The 17,093-nt window shown below is 58.0% G+C and carries 13 protein-coding genes; 5 read left to right on the top strand and 8 right to left on the bottom strand.

Going from position 1 to position 17,093, the window contains the following annotated elements; translation table 11 throughout:
- Window positions 1-17: 17 nt before the first annotated feature.
- From AC0V6N_RS03175 to AC0V6N_RS03165, 3 genes are all read right to left on the bottom strand, one after another.
- Window positions 18-1,823 (bottom strand): ShlB/FhaC/HecB family hemolysin secretion/activation protein, encoded by a 1,806-nt coding sequence (locus tag AC0V6N_RS03175; protein ID WP_486170144.1) that lies wholly within the window; start codon window positions 1,821-1,823, stop codon window positions 18-20.
- Complete coding sequence (locus AC0V6N_RS03170; protein ID WP_486170143.1) at window positions 1,823-4,948, bottom strand: CHAT domain-containing protein; 3,126 nt, start codon at window positions 4,946-4,948, stop codon at window positions 1,823-1,825. Before AC0V6N_RS03170 ends, AC0V6N_RS03175 begins: the two co-directional genes overlap by 1 nt.
- A 207-nt stretch (window positions 4,949-5,155) precedes the next feature.
- On the bottom strand, window positions 5,156-5,818 hold the full coding sequence (locus tag AC0V6N_RS03165) for a nitroreductase (RefSeq protein WP_486170142.1): 663 nt from the start codon (window positions 5,816-5,818) through the stop codon (window positions 5,156-5,158).
- Window positions 5,819-5,905: 87 nt separating this feature from the next.
- Between AC0V6N_RS03165 and AC0V6N_RS03160 the strand changes: the two genes are divergently transcribed.
- A complete protein-coding gene (locus AC0V6N_RS03160; RefSeq protein WP_486170141.1) occupies window positions 5,906-6,934 on the top strand; it encodes a toll/interleukin-1 receptor domain-containing protein in 1,029 nt (342 codons plus the stop codon).
- Between the two features lie 23 nt (window positions 6,935-6,957).
- Here the strand turns inward: AC0V6N_RS03160 and AC0V6N_RS03155 are convergent, their stop codons facing one another.
- Genes AC0V6N_RS03155 through fsa form a run of 3 tightly spaced genes read right to left on the bottom strand, consistent with a single transcriptional unit; the run spans window position 6,958 to window position 9,833 of the window.
- Entirely contained in the window at window positions 6,958-7,302 is a 345-nt protein-coding gene (locus tag AC0V6N_RS03155) for a hypothetical protein (RefSeq protein ID WP_486170140.1), read from the bottom strand.
- A complete protein-coding gene (gene cobT, locus AC0V6N_RS03150) occupies window positions 7,299-9,146 on the bottom strand; it encodes a cobaltochelatase subunit CobT (protein WP_486170139.1) in 1,848 nt (615 codons plus the stop codon). Before cobT ends, AC0V6N_RS03155 begins: the two co-directional genes overlap by 4 nt.
- 30 nt (window positions 9,147-9,176) lie before the next feature.
- Entirely contained in the window at window positions 9,177-9,833 is a 657-nt protein-coding gene (gene fsa / locus AC0V6N_RS03145; protein ID WP_486170138.1) for a fructose-6-phosphate aldolase, read from the bottom strand.
- 192 nt (window positions 9,834-10,025) lie between these two features.
- Here fsa and AC0V6N_RS03140 point away from each other — a divergent pair, with 192 nt between their 5' ends.
- Window positions 10,026-10,703 carry a DUF2490 domain-containing protein gene (locus AC0V6N_RS03140; RefSeq protein WP_486170137.1) on the top strand — a complete coding sequence of 226 codons (678 nt, stop codon included), beginning with the start codon at window positions 10,026-10,028 and terminating at the stop codon, window positions 10,701-10,703.
- On the opposite strand, the gene AC0V6N_RS03135 is transcribed toward AC0V6N_RS03140, so the two are convergent.
- Window positions 10,700-11,395, bottom strand: a complete 696-nt coding sequence (locus tag AC0V6N_RS03135) for a DUF4197 domain-containing protein (RefSeq protein WP_486170136.1) — start codon at window positions 11,393-11,395, stop codon at window positions 10,700-10,702. The two genes, AC0V6N_RS03140 and AC0V6N_RS03135, sit on opposite strands and share 4 nt — an antisense overlap.
- A gap of 58 nt (window positions 11,396-11,453) precedes the next feature.
- Here AC0V6N_RS03135 and AC0V6N_RS03130 point away from each other — a divergent pair, with 58 nt between their 5' ends.
- From AC0V6N_RS03130 to AC0V6N_RS03120, 3 genes are all read left to right on the top strand, one after another.
- Entirely contained in the window at window positions 11,454-13,622 is a 2,169-nt protein-coding gene (locus AC0V6N_RS03130; protein ID WP_486170135.1) for a primosomal protein N', read from the top strand.
- 160 nt (window positions 13,623-13,782) lie between these two features.
- Window positions 13,783-14,766, top strand: coding sequence for a serine hydrolase domain-containing protein (locus AC0V6N_RS03125; protein ID WP_486170134.1), 984 nt, complete (start codon window positions 13,783-13,785; stop codon window positions 14,764-14,766).
- 37 nt (window positions 14,767-14,803) lie between these two features.
- On the top strand, window positions 14,804-16,363 hold the full coding sequence (locus tag AC0V6N_RS03120) for a cryptochrome/photolyase family protein (protein WP_486170133.1): 1,560 nt from the start codon (window positions 14,804-14,806) through the stop codon (window positions 16,361-16,363).
- Here the strand turns inward: AC0V6N_RS03120 and AC0V6N_RS03115 are convergent.
- A complete protein-coding gene (locus tag AC0V6N_RS03115; RefSeq protein ID WP_486170132.1) occupies window positions 16,360-17,091 on the bottom strand; it encodes a hypothetical protein in 732 nt (243 codons plus the stop codon). The two genes, AC0V6N_RS03120 and AC0V6N_RS03115, sit on opposite strands and share 4 nt — an antisense overlap.
- Window positions 17,092-17,093 lie beyond the last annotated feature (2 nt).

Below are 17,093 nucleotides of genomic sequence, written 5' to 3'. Positions count from 1 at the left end.
ATCTCTCTCCCGCCGGCTCAATTGAACCAAGGCTCAAACTGGACGGTCAGTGACAAGAGGCCGCGCACGTCTCCGCGGCTGGTTGCAAAATTGGGTCGCTCCAGCGGTACTGCGAGCGTGAAATCGAGCGCCGCCTGACGCCCGATGGAGGCGCGAAAGCCCCCGCCCGTTGAGATCAATCGGTCGCGGTCATTGGGAACATTGTTCACCGAAACCTGCGCCAGATCGAAAAACACAAACGGCTGAACGGCAAAGCCATCGGGCGTCTCTGGCACAAGCGAACCGTAAAACGCCTCAAACTGTGCGCCATAGCCCTGATCCCCGATAATCGCGCCTGGATCATAACCGCGCCCAACGGTGAAATTACCGCCCGAATATTGCTCATATCCCAGCAAAGGATCAGGCGAATATTGGAACCGGCTGCGCGCGCTTAGGCCCAACAGAGGTGTTGGCCGATATGTGATTCCAGTTTCCCCGCGCACCAAAAAGCCCGATGGATCAGCATCAAGCCTGCTTGGCGGAATGACACCCGGCCCCGTGCAATTCACAAAGCCCGCGCCGCAAGATGGGCTCGCTCCCAGACCGCCAATGCCCTGCCGCATTTCGACAGAAGCATAATAGGAAAGCTTTGGTTCTTGCGCGGAATAACCGCCGCGCCCATTGATGCTGTCTTCGTCGCTGCCCCAATAATCGAGCCGCGCAAAGCCGACGCGCAATTTGTCTTCGGTAAAGTCGAGGCCGGTAAACTCGACTTCCTGATTGATGAAATCGCCGCCTGCCGAAACGGTCAGGTTTTGCGTCTGCGAGCGGATGACAGGATAACGCGCGTAAACAGAGCCGATAAACGTCTCTGTCTCAAACACATTGGGTCCGGGAATATCGGGTTCGGTGAAGGCAAGAGTGCCAGAGACGCCAAAGGTCAGCCCCTCTGACCCAACACGAAACTCGTGATGGCCGGACAGGACAAATTGCTCTTGAAACTCAAGCTCGGAATAGGCCGAGATCATGGTTTCATCGCCCAGACCCGTCAGCCCATTGACGCGCGCACGCACCAGCAGGCCGCCAGTGCCGATTTGCTGTGAGCCAAAGTTCTGGATGTTGGCATCGATGATCACCGGCTGGTTCACCACATCAAACACGCCAACCACATCACCCGGCTGCCCGCCCTGCTCGGCTGGCAGAGGTTGCAAGGTCAGCCGCACATCTAGCCCCGGCATATCACGCGCAAGCAGCAGATAGCGTTCTGCATCCTTGGCGTTGAAGGCGTCTTGGGAGGTGAGCTTATTCAAATAGTTTTGCAGCGTCTTGCCAGAGCGCCCGGCATCACCGCGCACCTGAACTTCGCGCACGCGGGCGAGCAACACGTCAAATTTGACAGCGCCCTCTCCAATGGTTTGCACGGGCACTTGCACAGCGGCGAGATAGCCTTGCGCGCGCAAAATGGTCGCCGCGCGGTCGCGAATGTCGCAAATGGTGGCGACAGAGATTTCCTGTCCGACATAATCGGCCCAGCTCGCCTCAAGCAGGGCTGCATCAATGCCGTTCAACCCTGCAAATTCGGCGCGGCTGAAGGTGAAGGTGAGGTCTTCAAATTGCGGCGCGGCGAGCGGACACGGCGCGCGCTCCACTTCGCTGGCGACAGATACAGCATTGCGATCACCGCGCAGCTCTGCCTCAATATTCTGGCGGTTTAGCTCTTCGCGTGTTGGCGCGACGACTTGCGCGGAAACGGCGCTTGGCATTGCAACACCAGCAGCGATTGAAGTGAAGAGCGCCGCTTTGATCGCGGTGGTCGATTTGGAAGGTGAGATAAAGCGCTCCATTATTCTGCACTCATCGAAAGAGTGTTCTGCGCAGCTGATGCGGTGCGACCATTGCTCGAAAGCAGCGGACGTGCCGCATCGCCGATCACCGCAAAACCTGCCCAATAATAAGGGTGTGAGGTCTCGGCATCGTCCATCAGGATCTGCTGCGATTGGCCCAGCGCATCTCCGATCAGTTGGTTTTCACCGCGCCGGAACATTTCGGACATCAACCGCTCGGTTGCGTTAAAGTCATCGGGCGCAGGCCAATGGCTCGCCATAACCGCGCGCCCTCCTGCACCGATAAACGCGCGCACAAGCCCTTCAAGCTCGCTGCCACCGCCGGTTGAAAGGCCCGCCGCACGGGTCGCCTCAACACTCGCCGCGCCCGCCGTGTCACAGGCGGAAAGGATCACGAGATCGGCATCAATGTTTAGCTCAAAAATCTCTTCAAAGCTGAGCAGACCGTCTGAGCCAGTGCCGCCAAAAGAGGTGACCAAAGCAGGCTTTGATGGGCAATTGGGATTGGGCGGTGTGACCAGCCCGTGCGTTGCGAAATGCAGCACGCGGTATTGGTTGAGATCGTCCTTCTCCTTGATGCCGCTATCCGTGAATGCCTCACCCGTGATCAGCTGCGAACGGTCCTGACCGATCAGGCCGGAAGCGGTTACCAGCTCACGCGCGCTAATTGGATCGTTCCACTGCGCAGCGGGCCAATAGCAATCGAGCAATTCCTGCGCGGCTGTGCTGGTGAAAGAGGTAGGCAGGCTCTGCCCCACAGCCGCATTCTCACCCAGGCCAAGATATTGCTTGGACCCGGCAGAAAGCTCTGACTTACGCGCCTGAACAAAGGCCTGCGCAGAGACAGCGGTGCTGACCATGCGATCCTTGCCCATCCATTGAACGCCGGTGAAATCGTATTCATCCGCCTCTGGCTGAGCGATCCGCTGCTGATACATCGAAACAGACGCATCATCGGTAACCAGCAGGTCAACCGGCAGTCGCAACATCGCGCCATCGGGTTCAAAGATTACATGCTCCGCTGCCGCAATCTCGCGGGCGATTGGACCAAACAAGGTCACATAAAGCTGGCGCGCTGCGGCGATATCAAATGGATAAGTTACATATTGTCCGCTATCGAAGACCGAAATCGTCTCGCGAATAATGTCGACCTGCTCGCTCAGATCTTCGGTGCTGATATCGACCTTGTAAGCGAGCGCGCTCTCACGGTCGGCGTAGAACATGTAGACGTCATCGCTGACAATCGCGACGCGGGTATAAACCTCGCCCGGCTTTAGAACGGCGCGAAACTCATCAAGCTCAAGCGCGCTAGGCGACACGACCCGATATTGCGGATAGGCGTTCAGCTGCACTTGCGTGCTGATTTGCGCAGTTTCCAGGGTCGTGATCTGCGCTGCCAGCTCCTCCATTTGCATACGGCTGGCCGTGGTGTCCGGCCCATTGCTAAGCGCTTCAAACCGAATGCGAGAGCGCTCAATGTCGCGGCCCAGATCAATCGACTGACGGAACAAACGCGCCGCCTCATCCGAATTGGCGCTTAGCTGGCGAGCCAGCACAGCTTGCGTCTCTGCAACACCGGGACGGATCAGCACTTGGGTTGCGCGGAAGAAAGCATCGGCAGCCGCTGGATCGCTACTCACCTGCTGCGAAAGGCTCGCGTAATAAGGGTTCAATTGGTTCGCAAAACCGGTGATCGCGTTGCGTTTACCGACCGCGCGATCAATCACTTTGCCATACAATTCCATCGCTTCATTCGTGCGGCCCTGTCGCAGCAGGAAGGAGGCAAGCCGCGCCTCCAAGGCGCTGACCGCGCGGCGTTCCGGATATTGCGCCTGCACCAACGCAAGGCCGTTGCGCAGATAGCTTTCCGCATCGCCTGTATTGCCGCGCCGCTCAGCGATCAGAGCAAGATCGCCAAGCACTTGGCTGCGCAACCGGGTGATTGATGTCACCCGGCCATCGCGCACAGCAAGCGCCTCGGAATAAGCAGTCACGAGATCGGCACGCGCGCCATCAAAATCACCGCTCAGACGCCGGGCTGTGCCGCGAATTTGTAGCGCTTGTGCGTCGATAATCTGCGCGCGCTCTTCGATGGTGAGGGAGAGTTCATCCACCACACCGAATAGAAAACCGCTCGCTTGTTCGCGGTTGAGCCGCTCTGAAATCGGCTGCGTGATTGACAATGCGCCATCGACCTCCCCTGCACCCAAAGCCGTACGCGGAAGTTCCCGCGTCAAACGCTCAATCGCGGCCTGATCAAAACCCTGATTAAGCAGGTGGATCGCTTCAAAATTGCGCAGCAGACGCGCGGTAATTGGGTCTTCGCCTCCAAACTCATTGGCTTGCTCAAACAGGCGGTTGGCAATGCCAAATTCGCCCAGATTGCTCTTTTGCAGCGCGCGATTGACGAAGAATTCGCCGGGATTGATCTCAGAATCGCGCTCATCTTCAAGCCGCTGTTGCAGCGTCTCAAAATAGGCCGCCGCCTCGGCATATTCGCCTGCCAGATTGCGCCTGTATCCTTCAGCAAGAGCCTGCTGTGGTTTGAGCGTTTCAGCCTGCACCCGCGCGAAAGAAAGCGGGTCAGAAACAGATGTTGAGGCAACGTCGATCGTGCCTTGTGCAATCGCATTGTCGAGCAGTGAACGCAGCGCCAAAACGGTTGCGTCATCATAGGCGGCAAAGCCTTCTGCATAATAGGTCAAATTGCCGGTGCGAGCGGTAATCTGGCTCCATTCCAGTGCGCTTTCATCGACTTTGCAGTTCTGCTTTTGCGAGCCTGCAACAGGCCCCGTCATCCCGCCGCCAGCACTTGAACAAGAGACCGAGAAACGGCGCATATCGCGCAAGGCTGCACGCGCGCTATCATCCAGTTTTTCGAAGGCAAATACTTCTGCAATGGGCTGCGGATTGTCGCGGCACACCACCGCCCAGCGGCGATCAAAAATCGACTGTTTGGCAGGGTTTGAGGTGCTGCGATCCTGCACTTGGCACAGAATCCCCTCCGCATCGCCGATAGGGAAACTATCGCGGGTCAGTATCGATCTGGTCTGCGCTGATGCCGATGTCAGGCACATGGCCGACACCACAAAAACTGCTGAAATCGCTGCAGTAAATCGTCCCACAGGCGGCCCCCCTTACCTTATGGATTTGTTCCTCGAACGGGGGCGTGTGCCCCCTATAAGGGAGCGTCTTTGGCCCCCATTGCACGCAAGCGTACTACCCGGCGGGGGGGTGCATCAATAGTACGTATTGGACAGAATTCTGTATCTTGAGCCGATTGCTACCAAGAGCGGTGGAAAACTCTATCAACGCCTTGCGCCAAAATTGGCTCAATCCCAGCCGAGAAATTTCACGTGATCATCCAGCGGCACACGCTCACGCTCAAAATTGTTGAGCGGCGCGTCCGGGTCGCGATACCCAATCGCCATACCGCAAAACAGCATATAGCGATCATGATCGAGGCCCAGATGATCACGGATAATATTGGCATAGAGCGCCATATATTCTTGGAAACAGCTATCGAGCCCTTCTTCGCGCAGCAGCAGCGCAACCGTTTGCAGCCACATGCCAGTGTCGGACCATTGCGGCTCTTTCATCAGGCGCGGAAAATAGGTGAACATCACTACCGGCGCATCAAAACTGGTGGCGTTGCGCATCATCGCCTTCATCCGCCCCTCGCCATCATCACGCGCGATATTCATGGAGCCAAACATGCCTTTGGACACGGCATTTAGGCGCTCTTTATACGCCTCTTCCTCTCCCGGCGCAGTCCAATCATATTCTGCCGCTTGCGGTGGCGTAGTGGTGATTTTGGCCTGAAGGTCTTTGAGCGACTGCCCCGTTACCACAGCCGCTTCCCATGGCTGATAATTGCAACCTGACGCTGCCCAGCGCGCGGTGTCCATGACCCGGCGGATGGTCTCAAGTTCAACTGGCTTGTCGGTGAAAGCTCTGACAGAGCGGCGAGTGGTGACTGCTTCGGTAACGTTCATTCCTAAGCTGCTAGACACCAGATCGGCGCAGAGCAAGCTTGCAAGCGTGCCGCACGGCGGTATCAATTGTGTCTGGGGGTTTGAGCAATGGTCGACGTCTTCATTTCCTATTCGCGCCATGATGAGGAGGCCGTGCGCCGCCTTGCGCAAAAGATTGAGGCTGAGGGCTATGACGTGTGGTGGGATGCAGAACTGCCCCCGCACAAAAGCTATGGCGAAGTGATCACCGAAAAGGTCGCTTCCTCCAAGGCCGCCATCGTGGTCTGGTCTGAAACCGCTGCACAAAGCGAATGGGTCCGGGCCGAAGCGGACATGGCGCGCAATCAGAAAAAGCTGATCCAAACCGCACTTGGCGACCTGATGCCGCCGCTGCCGTTCAATCAGATTCAGTTTGCCGATATAGGCGATTGGCAAGGCGAGGATGACCATTCTGGTTGGCGCAAGGTGAAGGCGAGCCTGTCCGAATTATGCGGAGAGCGAGAGGGTGCAGCCCCTGCCGCTAGCATTGCGATGGCGGCAGCGACGCCTGCTCCTACACCGCCTCCCCCTCTGGCCTCTGAGCCTGAGTATGAGCCGGAAGATGATTACGAGTATGAGCCCGCTCCGGCTCAAGCTTCGAAATGGCCTCTATTTGCAGGGCTTGGCATAGCCCTGCTCGCGCTGGTTGGTGTGGGCGCATTTGTTATGGGGCAGATGGGCGGCGGGAACGGTAGTGGCGGTGCTACGCTTGCTCCCGTGGAGACCCCGACGCCAAACTCAAGCGAGCCTGCGCCAGAGGGAACACCCGAGCCAGAGCCGTCACCAGACGCCTCCCCAACCCCGCCCCCGTCAGCATCACGCGGGCGGATCGTGGGCTGCTATTTCTGGAACTCGGTGCACGAATATGACGGCGCATGCCGCTTTGTTGCCGGGCAAGACGGAGACTTCACCACTTTCGCAATGGACGGCGACTATTTCGAAGGAGTGGTGCGCATCGACCTCGACGTAGCAGCCCCGGAAACAGGTTATCTCGAAATCTACTATCCCAGCGGAGAAGTCCAACGCACCAAGGTCCGCCGCAGCGCCAATGACCGCGCCTGCTGGGATGGGCCAAGGCTGACATTTTGCGCGCGGTAGTCAGGGACCGGCAGAAGTTCGCCTTAAGCTCTTGAAAATCTACCACGTAAATGGCCGCCGATCATGCTTGCGAATGCAGCGGGGATGGCAAGAACTATCAGAAAGATGACGCCGATTGCCAGCAACGGCCCGCTACCAGATTGAATGAGCATCACCGGAAGCATCGCACCGACAATGATCGCTCCCAAAAACCAGCTTCGGCCACCGGTGATAAATCCTAAAACGAGGCTCAATCCAATAGCCACGCAATAGACCGGGAGAAAAAATGCGGAATCCCAGGGTTCTGAGACCTCGAGCCATTCATTTACGGTAACCCAATATACTAGCCCGATCACGAGCGCTGCTACCGCAGCGGACGAGTTTCTCACCGCCGCCGCCCTTTTCCAACACCCTTCTCATCCTCAAACAGCTCCGCAAGCTGCTCCATGATTGTGCCGCCGAGTTGTTCGACATCCATGATCGTCACCGCACGCCTATAATAGCGCGTCACATCATGGCCGATGCCGATGGCGACCAGTTGTACGGGGCTGACCTTCTCAATCCATTCGATCACGCCGCGAAGATGCGCTTCGAGGTAACCGGCGGAGTTCACGCTCAGTGTGCTGTCATCCACGGGCGCGCCGTCTGAGATTACCATCAGGATGCGGCGTTCTTCGGGGCGGTAGATCAGGCGTGAATGCGCCCACAACAATGCCTCGCCGTCGATGTTTTCCTTAAGCAGCCCTTCGCGCATCATCAGGCCGAGATTGCGCCGTGCGCGCCGCCATGGCTCGTCCGCTTGCTTGTAGATGATGTGACGCAGATCGTTGAGGCGTCCCGGACCTTGCGGCTTGCCATCGGCCAACCATGCCTCACGCGCCTGCCCGCCCTTCCACGCCTTGGTGGTGAAACCGAGGATTTCGGTTTTGACCCCGCACCGCTCCAATGTCCGCGCAAGAATATCCGCGCTGATTGCAGCAATGCTGATCGGGCGACCGCGCATCGAACCGGAATTGTCGATCAGCAACGTGACGATCGTGTCCTTGAACTCGACATCGCGCTCGACCTTGTACGACAAAGCCGTGCCGGGCGAGACGATCACGCGGCTGAGGCGCGCGGCGTCCAACACGCCCTCTTCCTGATCGAAGTCCCAGCTGCGGTTTTGCTGCGCCATCAGGCGGCGTTGCAATCGGTTGGCGAGCCGGGTGACGACGCCTTGAAGGCCCGTCAGCTGGCTATCGAGATAGGCGCGCAGGCGATCCAGTTCCTCGGCATCACACAATTCGGGCGCTTCGATTTCTTCGTCAAAGCGCTCGGTAAAGCTCTTGTAGTCGAGCCCCTCTGGAATATCGGCTTGCGGACGGTTGGGGCGGACTGGCGCGTTGGAGGCATCGCCTTCTTCGCCCGGCTCGCCATCCTGCATGTCTTCATCGGCGGAAAGCTCGCTTTCAGCCTCACCCTCCCCGTCTCCTTCGGCCATTTCGCCTGCGGCTTCGGCGCTTTGCGGGTCGGCGTCGCCTTCCTGCTGCTCGTCACCGGGTTGATCTTCGTCCTGCCCATCATCCTCATCGGAATCGTCGTTTTCGGTGTCTTCAGGATTTTCGGTCGGGCGCGTGAGGTCGAGTTCACGCAGCATATCGAGCGCGAGTTTCTGGAAGGCTTCTTGATTGTCGACCGCATTGACCAAGTCATCAATGCCTTCGCCGATCGTTTCCTCGATCCAGTCCCGGACCATATCGACACCAGCTTTCGCATTGTCAGGTATGGATTGGCCCGTCAGCTTTTCGCGGACGAGCAATGCCAGCGCCCCTTGCAGTGGCACTTCATTGGCCGCCTGCGCTCTGGTGATCGCATCGCCTCTCATACGAACCTGCAAAGCCGCGTCGAGATTAGCGCGCATACCATCGTAGTTGTTTGAACCCAAAGCCTCATAGCGCACCAGTTCAACCGCGTCATAACACGCACGCGCCACGGGCTCTGGTGGAGCGTTTACGGCATGTAGGCCAGCATCGTGATGGCGCAGCTTTAGCGAGAAACTGTCCGCGAAGCCGCGTGCCTCTGCAATTTGATCGGCTGGCAAATCGCGGCCCGGCAGTGGCACGCGGAAACGGTTGCCCGATGCGCCGGGCACATCCGCGCTCCACGCGACCTCGACTTCCGGGTCTTTCGCGATCGCGCGCGATGCTCCGGTCAAAGCCTGCTTAAACGTATCGAGAGGGGTTTCTTCAGCCATTGGCCATGCAATTAGGCACTAAAACTCGATCTAGCCACCGATAGTTTGGCCGGTCGACGCCCAATCTTTTAAGAAGCCCTCGATGCCTTTGTCCGTCAGCACATGCTTGAACAGGTCAAGGATCACTTTTGGCGGTGCTGTCATGACGTCAGCGCCGATCTTTGCGCTTTCCAGAACGTGAGTGACATGGCGCACTGACGCGACAAGGATTTCGGTGTCGAAATCGTAATTGTCATAGATCAGGCGGATGTCCGAAATGAGGTCCATTCCGTCAAAGCCATTGTCATCATGGCGGCCCACAAAAGGCGAGATGAAGGTCGCGCCCGCTTTCGCTGCGAGCAACGCTTGGTTGGCGGAGAAACACAAGGTCACATTGACCATAGTGCCATCTTCGGTGAGCGCCTTGCAGGTTTTGAGGCCATCGACGGTCAGCGGCACCTTAATGCAAACATTGTCCGCGATTTTGCGCAGGACCTCGGCCTCTTTCATCATGGTCGCGTGATCGAGCGCCACCACTTCTGCGCTGACGGGGCCATCAGTGATGCCGCAGATTTCCTTGGTCACCTCCATGAAATCGCAGCCTGACTTTGCAATCAGCGAAGGATTGGTTGTGACCCCGTCCAAAAGGCCTGTTGCAGCCAGGTCCTTGATGGCATCAATTTCGGCAGTGTCGGCGAAGAATTTCATGGCGCTGGTTCCTCTCAAATAGGCGGAGCGAATCGTTGAGTGTGGAGATGGCACACAGGCTTGAGCGAGGCCAGACACGCACAAAAACCATACGCAGTTTGTGTTGCCGGGAACCCGAGGCGGTCTCGCGATTTTCTTCGATGGAACGGGTCACGCGAGGCATTGCGCGGGACCAAAAGATGGGATCAGAATATGCGTTTTCTCGCCAGCTTGGCGGCTCTTTCTGCCGCGTTTGTCGCCTCTCCTGCCGCCGCGCAGGATGAAGATTTCAACATCTGGGCCGGACAGTTCGTCTTTGTTGACCTTGATGAAGAAGGCGACGTCTTTGTGCGCTTGGAAGCACAAGAGCGCTTTACACAGGACGCGGATCGGCTTGGCCAATTGCTGCTGCGATCCTTCATCGGTGCAAAGGTCAGCGACAATGTCACGATTGGCGGCGGCTATGGCTATATCTTCACCGATCCGGTCGGCCCTACTGAAGTGAACGAGCACCGGATCTATCAAGAGGCGACGTTCAAGCTGATCGACAATGGCAAAGGGCTGACGGTCACATCACGCAACCGACTCGAACAGCGCTTTTACGAAGAGAGCGATGCAACCGGATGGCGCTATCGCAATCAGGTTCAATTGCGCGCACCGATCAGCGATAACAACAATCTGGTTGTCTATACCGAGCCGTTTATTGGCCTCAACGATGTCGCCTTCAACAATGGCGGGTTGGCGGTGTGGCGTAACTTTGTAGGCGTCTCTGTCCCGCTTGCCGACGGCATCTCAATGACCCCGGGCTATCTCAACCAATATGTGTCCCGTGACGGTCAGGAAGACCGCATTCAACACATTGCCAATGTGGGTGTGACTGCGCGGTTCTAAAACACAGAGCCCGTCCCGAACACTCCGATAAGCACCGGATCATTGGTGGCGCGTGGGTTGGCGCGGATGGCGGCTTCTTCGGTGCCAATCTCACTCCAGATCGCATCGTCGATATTGCCTGCCAGACGCTGAGCAATACCGCCGACATCGGTGCCGGTGGTGGCATTGATCAGCTCGGCGACAAGCGGGTCGGAAGCCACCCTGATCGCATCGCCCAGCTCAGGCACCATTTCCTCAATCAAGCGCCCACCGAGCTCCCCGCGAAGGGCCGTGGTCGCCGCTTGAGGTCCGCCACGCACCAGCTCAACCGCGTTGGCAAAACCGATCACCCGCACCGCGTCGGTGACAATCGGCGCTGCACGGAAAGAGGCATCAATCGCGATATCAGCAAAAGCATCCTCCAATCGGTCTTTGAACAGGGTAGAGGTGAGAATGCGCGAAATCGTATCGCCTCTGGTGCCCAACAGGTTCGCAAAGCCAATCTGCGCCACTTGCTCATCCCAATAGCCATCAGGCTCTACCAGCCGCGCAAAGGCATTGTCGCTTGCTCGCAGCAAGAGGCGCCGGATCGCCTCCGTCATACTGAAGCCGGGAAGACTGGCACAAGCCGGCAATGTAAGCAGAGCAGCGCCAGCAACGCCTCCGCCCAACAATGTCCTGCGGTTCATCTTTGAAGTGTCGATCCCGTTCATATCGCGTCCCTCGCTGCTTGTAGTCCGATGCTAATCGGCCCCATATGGACTTGCAATCATGAACCGCGTCCGTCTCCTCGTCCTCAATGCAGCGCTTGGCCCGCTTGATTACCGCGTGCCCGAAGCCATGCGAGTTGAGCCGGGCAGCGTCGTGGTCGCTCCGCTTGGGCCGCGAACGGTGAGCGGGATTGTGTGGGATGAAGGTCGATTGCCGGGCGCAGAGGTGCCCGCCAACAAGCTGCGCCCGATCCGCGAAGTGGTCGCTGTGCCGCCGCTCTCCGAACCCTTGCGACGCCTGATCGAGTGGAGCGCTGATTATTACTGCGCCCACCTCGCCAGCGTTGCGCGCATGGTGCTTTCCAGCGGCGGCGCATTGGGAGGGCCGACCACCACCACCGAATACCGATTGATCGAAGGCGCGACGCCTGAACGCATGACCCCTCAGCGCGAGGCCGCGATCGAGGCGCTGACAGGCGAACAGGGGATATTGCGCGAATTGTCCGAGGTAGCGGGTGTTTCCACAGGGGTGCTGCGCGGCCTTGTCAATCAGGGGGTGATTGAACCTGTAACGGTCTCCATTGACCGCCCCTACCCCGCCGCCAATGCCGACCACCACCAGCCTGCCCTTTCACCTGATCAATTGAGCGTCGCCAAGACATTGGTCAGCGCCGTTGAGGCGCGCAAGTTTGCGCCCTTCTTGGTCGATGGCGTGACTGGGTCAGGCAAAACCGAAACCTATTTTGAGCCGGTGGCAGAGGCTGTGCGGATGGGGCGGCAAGTGCTGGTGCTGCTCCCTGAAATCGCTCTGACAGAGAACTTTCTCACCCGGTTCGAAGACCGCTTTGGTGCAGCGCCTGTTCAATGGCACTCCTCACTCAAATCGACCGAAAGACGCAGGGCTTGGCGTGCGATTGCTGATGGCACGGCGCAAGTGATTGTCGGTGCGCGTTCCGCCCTGTTCCTCCCCTATGCAAATCTGGGCCTGATCGTGGTCGATGAAGCGCATGAAATCAGCTTCAAGCAAGATGACGGCGTGCGCTACAATGCCCGCGACGTATCCGTGATGCGCGCCCGGTTTGAGGATATTCCGGTTGTCCTCGCAAGCGCCACGCCTGCGCTGGAAAGCCTGCATATGGCCAATAGCGGGACTTACACAAAGCTGGTCCTGCCGAGCCGATTTGGTGGCGCTCAATTGCCAGAGATCAAACTGGTTGATCTGACGCTGGAGAAACCCGCGAGTGGCCGCTGGCTGTCTGCACCATTGATTGCCGGGCTGGAAGCGAGGCTGGAGTCGGGCGAGCAATCGCTGCTATTCCTCAACCGCCGTGGCTATGCACCGCTTACCCTCTGCCGTAATTGCGGGCACCGTTTCCAATGCCCCCATTGCAGCGCGTGGCTGGTCGAACACCGCCTCTCCGCTCGCCTCGCCTGCCACCATTGCGGGCTGGAAACGCAGCCCCCTGCCGCCTGCCCCGAATGCGGAGAGGCCGATTGCCTTGTCGCCTGCGGTCCCGGTGTGGAGCGCATCGCGGACGAGGTCGCCGAGCTGTTCCCTGAAGCGCGCGTCGCGGTGGCGACTTCTGACACTTTGGGATCGCCCGAACGCGCAGCCGAGTTCCTCGCGAAAGTGCAAGCCAAAGCCATCGACGTGATCGTCGGCACGCAGCTTGTGACAAAGGGGTTCCACTTCCCCGAGCTCACCTTAGTCGGCGTCGTTGATGCTGACCTCGGTCTTGAAGGCGGAGACTTGCGCGCAGCAGAGCGCACCTATCAGCAGGTCGCACAGGTCGCAGGACGCGCGGGCCGAGGTTCCAAACCGGGCGAAGTCCTCATCCAAACCCGCCACCCTGATGCGCCCGTTATCGCCGCGCTTGCCGATGGTGACCGCGACGCATTTTACGCCGCCGAAACCGAAGCGCGCCGCGATGCAGGTGCCCCGCCCTTTGGCAGGTGGGCTGCGATCATCATCTCTTCAGAAGATGACAAGGAAGCGCGCGAGGCAGCCAATCGGCTGGGCGACACCCGCCCCCACGCAGACGACCTCTATATCCTAGGCCCGGCCCCCGCCCCGCTCGCATTGCTGCGGAACCGCTATCGCTACCGCTTCCTGATCAACGCCCGCCGCAGCGCAAACCTACAAGGCACCGTGCGTGATTGGCTCAGCCGCCATGATTTCGCACCCGGTGTGCGCGTGGGCGTGGATATTGATCCCTATAGCTTCGTGTGATTTTTGCGCGAAGGATATAGCCGCATCAGTCGTTGCACTTTCTATGAAACGTGCATTTCTCCATCGGTTAGCCCTGCCATGTGCCCTAGTCTGTGTTTCCGCATGCGGAGGTGGTTCGGCTGCGCCCCCTACCTCCACGCCAACCCCAACACCGCCGGTCGTGACCCCCTCTCCTACGCCTGACCCATTCGCCAGCGTACGAGCAGAAATTGAGGATTATCCCGACACCGATTTCGCAGTCATAATTGGCACGAAGGACGGCGAAGTTTTCACTTATGTGAAGGGTACATTCGCGCTCAATGAGCAGCTACCTGTGGCCTCTGCATCAAAGTGGTTCACCTCCGCCACGATATTCCGATTGGTCGAAAAAGGAGAGATGTCGCTATCGGATAATCCGCAGGACTATCTTGATTTTTGGACCAGCGACCCGGCCGATCCACGTGCGCAGATCACGCTAGAAAACCTATTGAGCTTTACCTCGGGGTTTAACGCAAGGCCGGGCGCGTCGGGCTGCACACAAAATGCAACGGTTACGCTGCGAGACTGCGCCTTCGACATCTTTCAAAGCGGTTTAGATACACAGCCTGGTGGAGGATATTCCTACGGGCCCGAGCACATGCATATCGCGGCAGCGATGGCGGAGGCTGCAACTGGACGCCCCTACGCCGACATTTTCCGCATCGAAGTCGCCAATCCCATTGGCATGAGCACTGCCTCTCAGTTTGCCTTTCCGAGCAGGATGAACCCGCTCGCTTCGGGCGGCTCTGTATCGACTGCGGATGATTATTCGATTTTTCTTACAGCTCTGCTCGCCGGGACGCTGATTGGTAATCCTGAGCCATTCTTCCAGGATCGGATAGGCAATACGCCAATTCTGTTCAGACCGCGGGCATCTGCCGACTTTGGCGATTGGCATTATGCCTTGGGCGCGTTCGTGGAATGTGATGCTCCGGCATTCGTCGCAAGCTGCCTGGAGGATGCGACCTATTCAAGTCCCGGCTCATTTGGCTGGACCCCATGGATCGATCGCAAGAACGAATATTGGGGGATGATTGCCCGTCGCGGCGAACGCAACAGCGCGCCAGTGGCAGTTGAGCTTGAGCAGAGGCTGCAACCGCTAATTGTTGAGGCTTTGGCCCAATAAATGAGGCACCAATTGCAGACCTGCGCATTAAGGTCGCATGTCTCAAAAACCCACCCTCGTTCCCATCCTCGGCGACCAACTCACCCGCACGCTCGCCTCGCTAAAAGGGCAGACCAAGGACGATACAGTCATCTTGATGATGGAGGTCTGGGATGAGGCGACTTACGTTAAGCACCACAAGCAAAAGATCGCGCTTATCTTTTCCGCGATGCGCCATTTTGCGGCGGAGTTGGGGGATGCGGGGTGGCAAGTCGACTATGTTAAGCTCGACGATCCTAACAATGCCGGCAGCTTTACAGGCGAAGTCGCGCGGGCGGTTGAACGACATTCGCCGGAGAAGATCCGTGTCGTCGAAGCGGGCGAATGGCGGGTGCAGCAGGCTATCGAGGAATGGCCGGACAAGTTTGCATGCGAAGTCGAAATCCTGCCCGACGATCGCTTCCTATGCACCCACGCCGAATTTCAGGACTGGGCGGAAGGTCGCAAGCAACTCACCATGGAGCTCTTTTACCGCGAGATGCGGAAGAAGACGGGATTGCTGCTGGAAGATGACGGCAAACCCACAGGCGACAAATGGAACTATGACGCCGACAATCGGGAGAGCTTGGATGGCGATATGTTCATCCCCAAGCGGCCCAAATTTGAGCCCGATGACATCACCTCTGAAGTGATCGCGCTGGTCGAGGACAAATTCTCCGACCATTTCGGCAGCCTCGACCGCTTTGAATGGCCTGTCACATCCGACGAGGCCGAGAAAGCCGCCGATGCCTTTTTCGCTGAACGGATTGAGCAATTCGGCCCTTATCAAGACGCGATGGTCTATGGCTCGGATGACCTCTATCACTCGATGCTATCGACCAGCATAAACCTCGGCCTGTTAGACCCGCTCAAACTGTGTGAGCGCGCAGAGCAAGCTTACAAAGACGGCAAAGCACCGCTCAACTCAGTCGAAGGCTTCATCCGCCAGATCATCGGCTGGCGCGAATATGTTCGCGGGTTTTACTGGCTGTTTATGCCCGGCCTTGCCGACGCGAATGAGATGGAGGCAACCCGCCCGCTGCCCGAATTCTTTTGGACCGGCGACACGGACATGCGCTGCCTCTCCGACTGCATCCGCTCCACCCATGAAAACGCCCATGCGCACCATATTCAACGCCTGATGGTGCTGGGCAATTTCTGCCTGATTGCAGGGATTGATCCCAAGGAAGTGCAGGACTGGTACTTGGCCGTTTATGCCGACGCCTATGAATGGGTCGAGTTGCCCAATGTCTCTGGCATGATCCTCTATGCCGACGGCGGAAAGCTCGCGACCAAGCCCTATGCGGCGTCAGGCAACTACATCAACAAAATGTCCGATTACTGCAAAGGCTGTGCCTACTCACCGTCCAAGAAATCTGGTGAAGGCGCGTGCCCATTCGGCCCGCTCTATTGGCACTTCATGGACCGCCACCGCGACCGTCTCAAAAGCAACCACCGCATTGGCCGGATCTATTCGACATGGGACCGCATGAGCGATGAGAAAAAGCGCGACTATCTCGAAAGCGCCGAAACGTTCCTCGACACGCTCGAACCCGCGAAAGAAGGATGGGCGCGCTAGGTGACGATGATTGTCGGTCCGACGACATCCTCGGTGAACTCGCAAACTTCACGATGATTAGCGCGGATGTGTGCGATTTCAGCGAAGGCTGCTTCGGCTTCCCTGCCCACCTCAAGCAGCAGATCACGATCTAGCTCATATTGATCGACCATGCGGCGATCTTGGTTGATCGCGACCAAGAACAATTGCTCGCCCCCTCGCACAAAGGCCGTTAGCTCGGCCCAATTGACCGACATGTTAAATGGTCCACCCGAGGTCCTAAACTCCGCATCAAGCCTCGCAGCGCCGTGATATTGCGGCTCCAGCACCAGCCTTAAGCCCAGCTTCAAAGTTTGAGCGCTATCCCTATCCTCAGACCCATTCGCCCATAGGTGGCGGGTGATGTAAAGCGACCCACGATCCAGCGCGAATTCTCCCGCCTCATCCGGATACCATGCCCCCAGATAGATTGGCGCTGACGTTGTATATTGTCCGTTTGGGACCGATGGCTCGCTCGAGATGCCACCCGGATTATAGTCCCATCGCAAAGATGGCCGATCCAGCGGCTCTCCGTTTTCATAGAAGCGGAAGGAAGATCTCAATTCGCCAGCGCTCAAGCTCTTGGAAAAGGTGCATTTGTATCCTGCAAACAGCTCGCGCTCTTGGACCACATTATTGACCCCAGTGGACCCCGCACAACCGGCTAATGCAAGAGCAGCGATCGCATACCCCAATTTTTGCAATTTCATCT

It is taken from the genome of Erythrobacter sp. S57(2025) (assembly GCF_057365055.1).
This window is presented reverse-complemented; position numbering and strand designations above follow the sequence as displayed.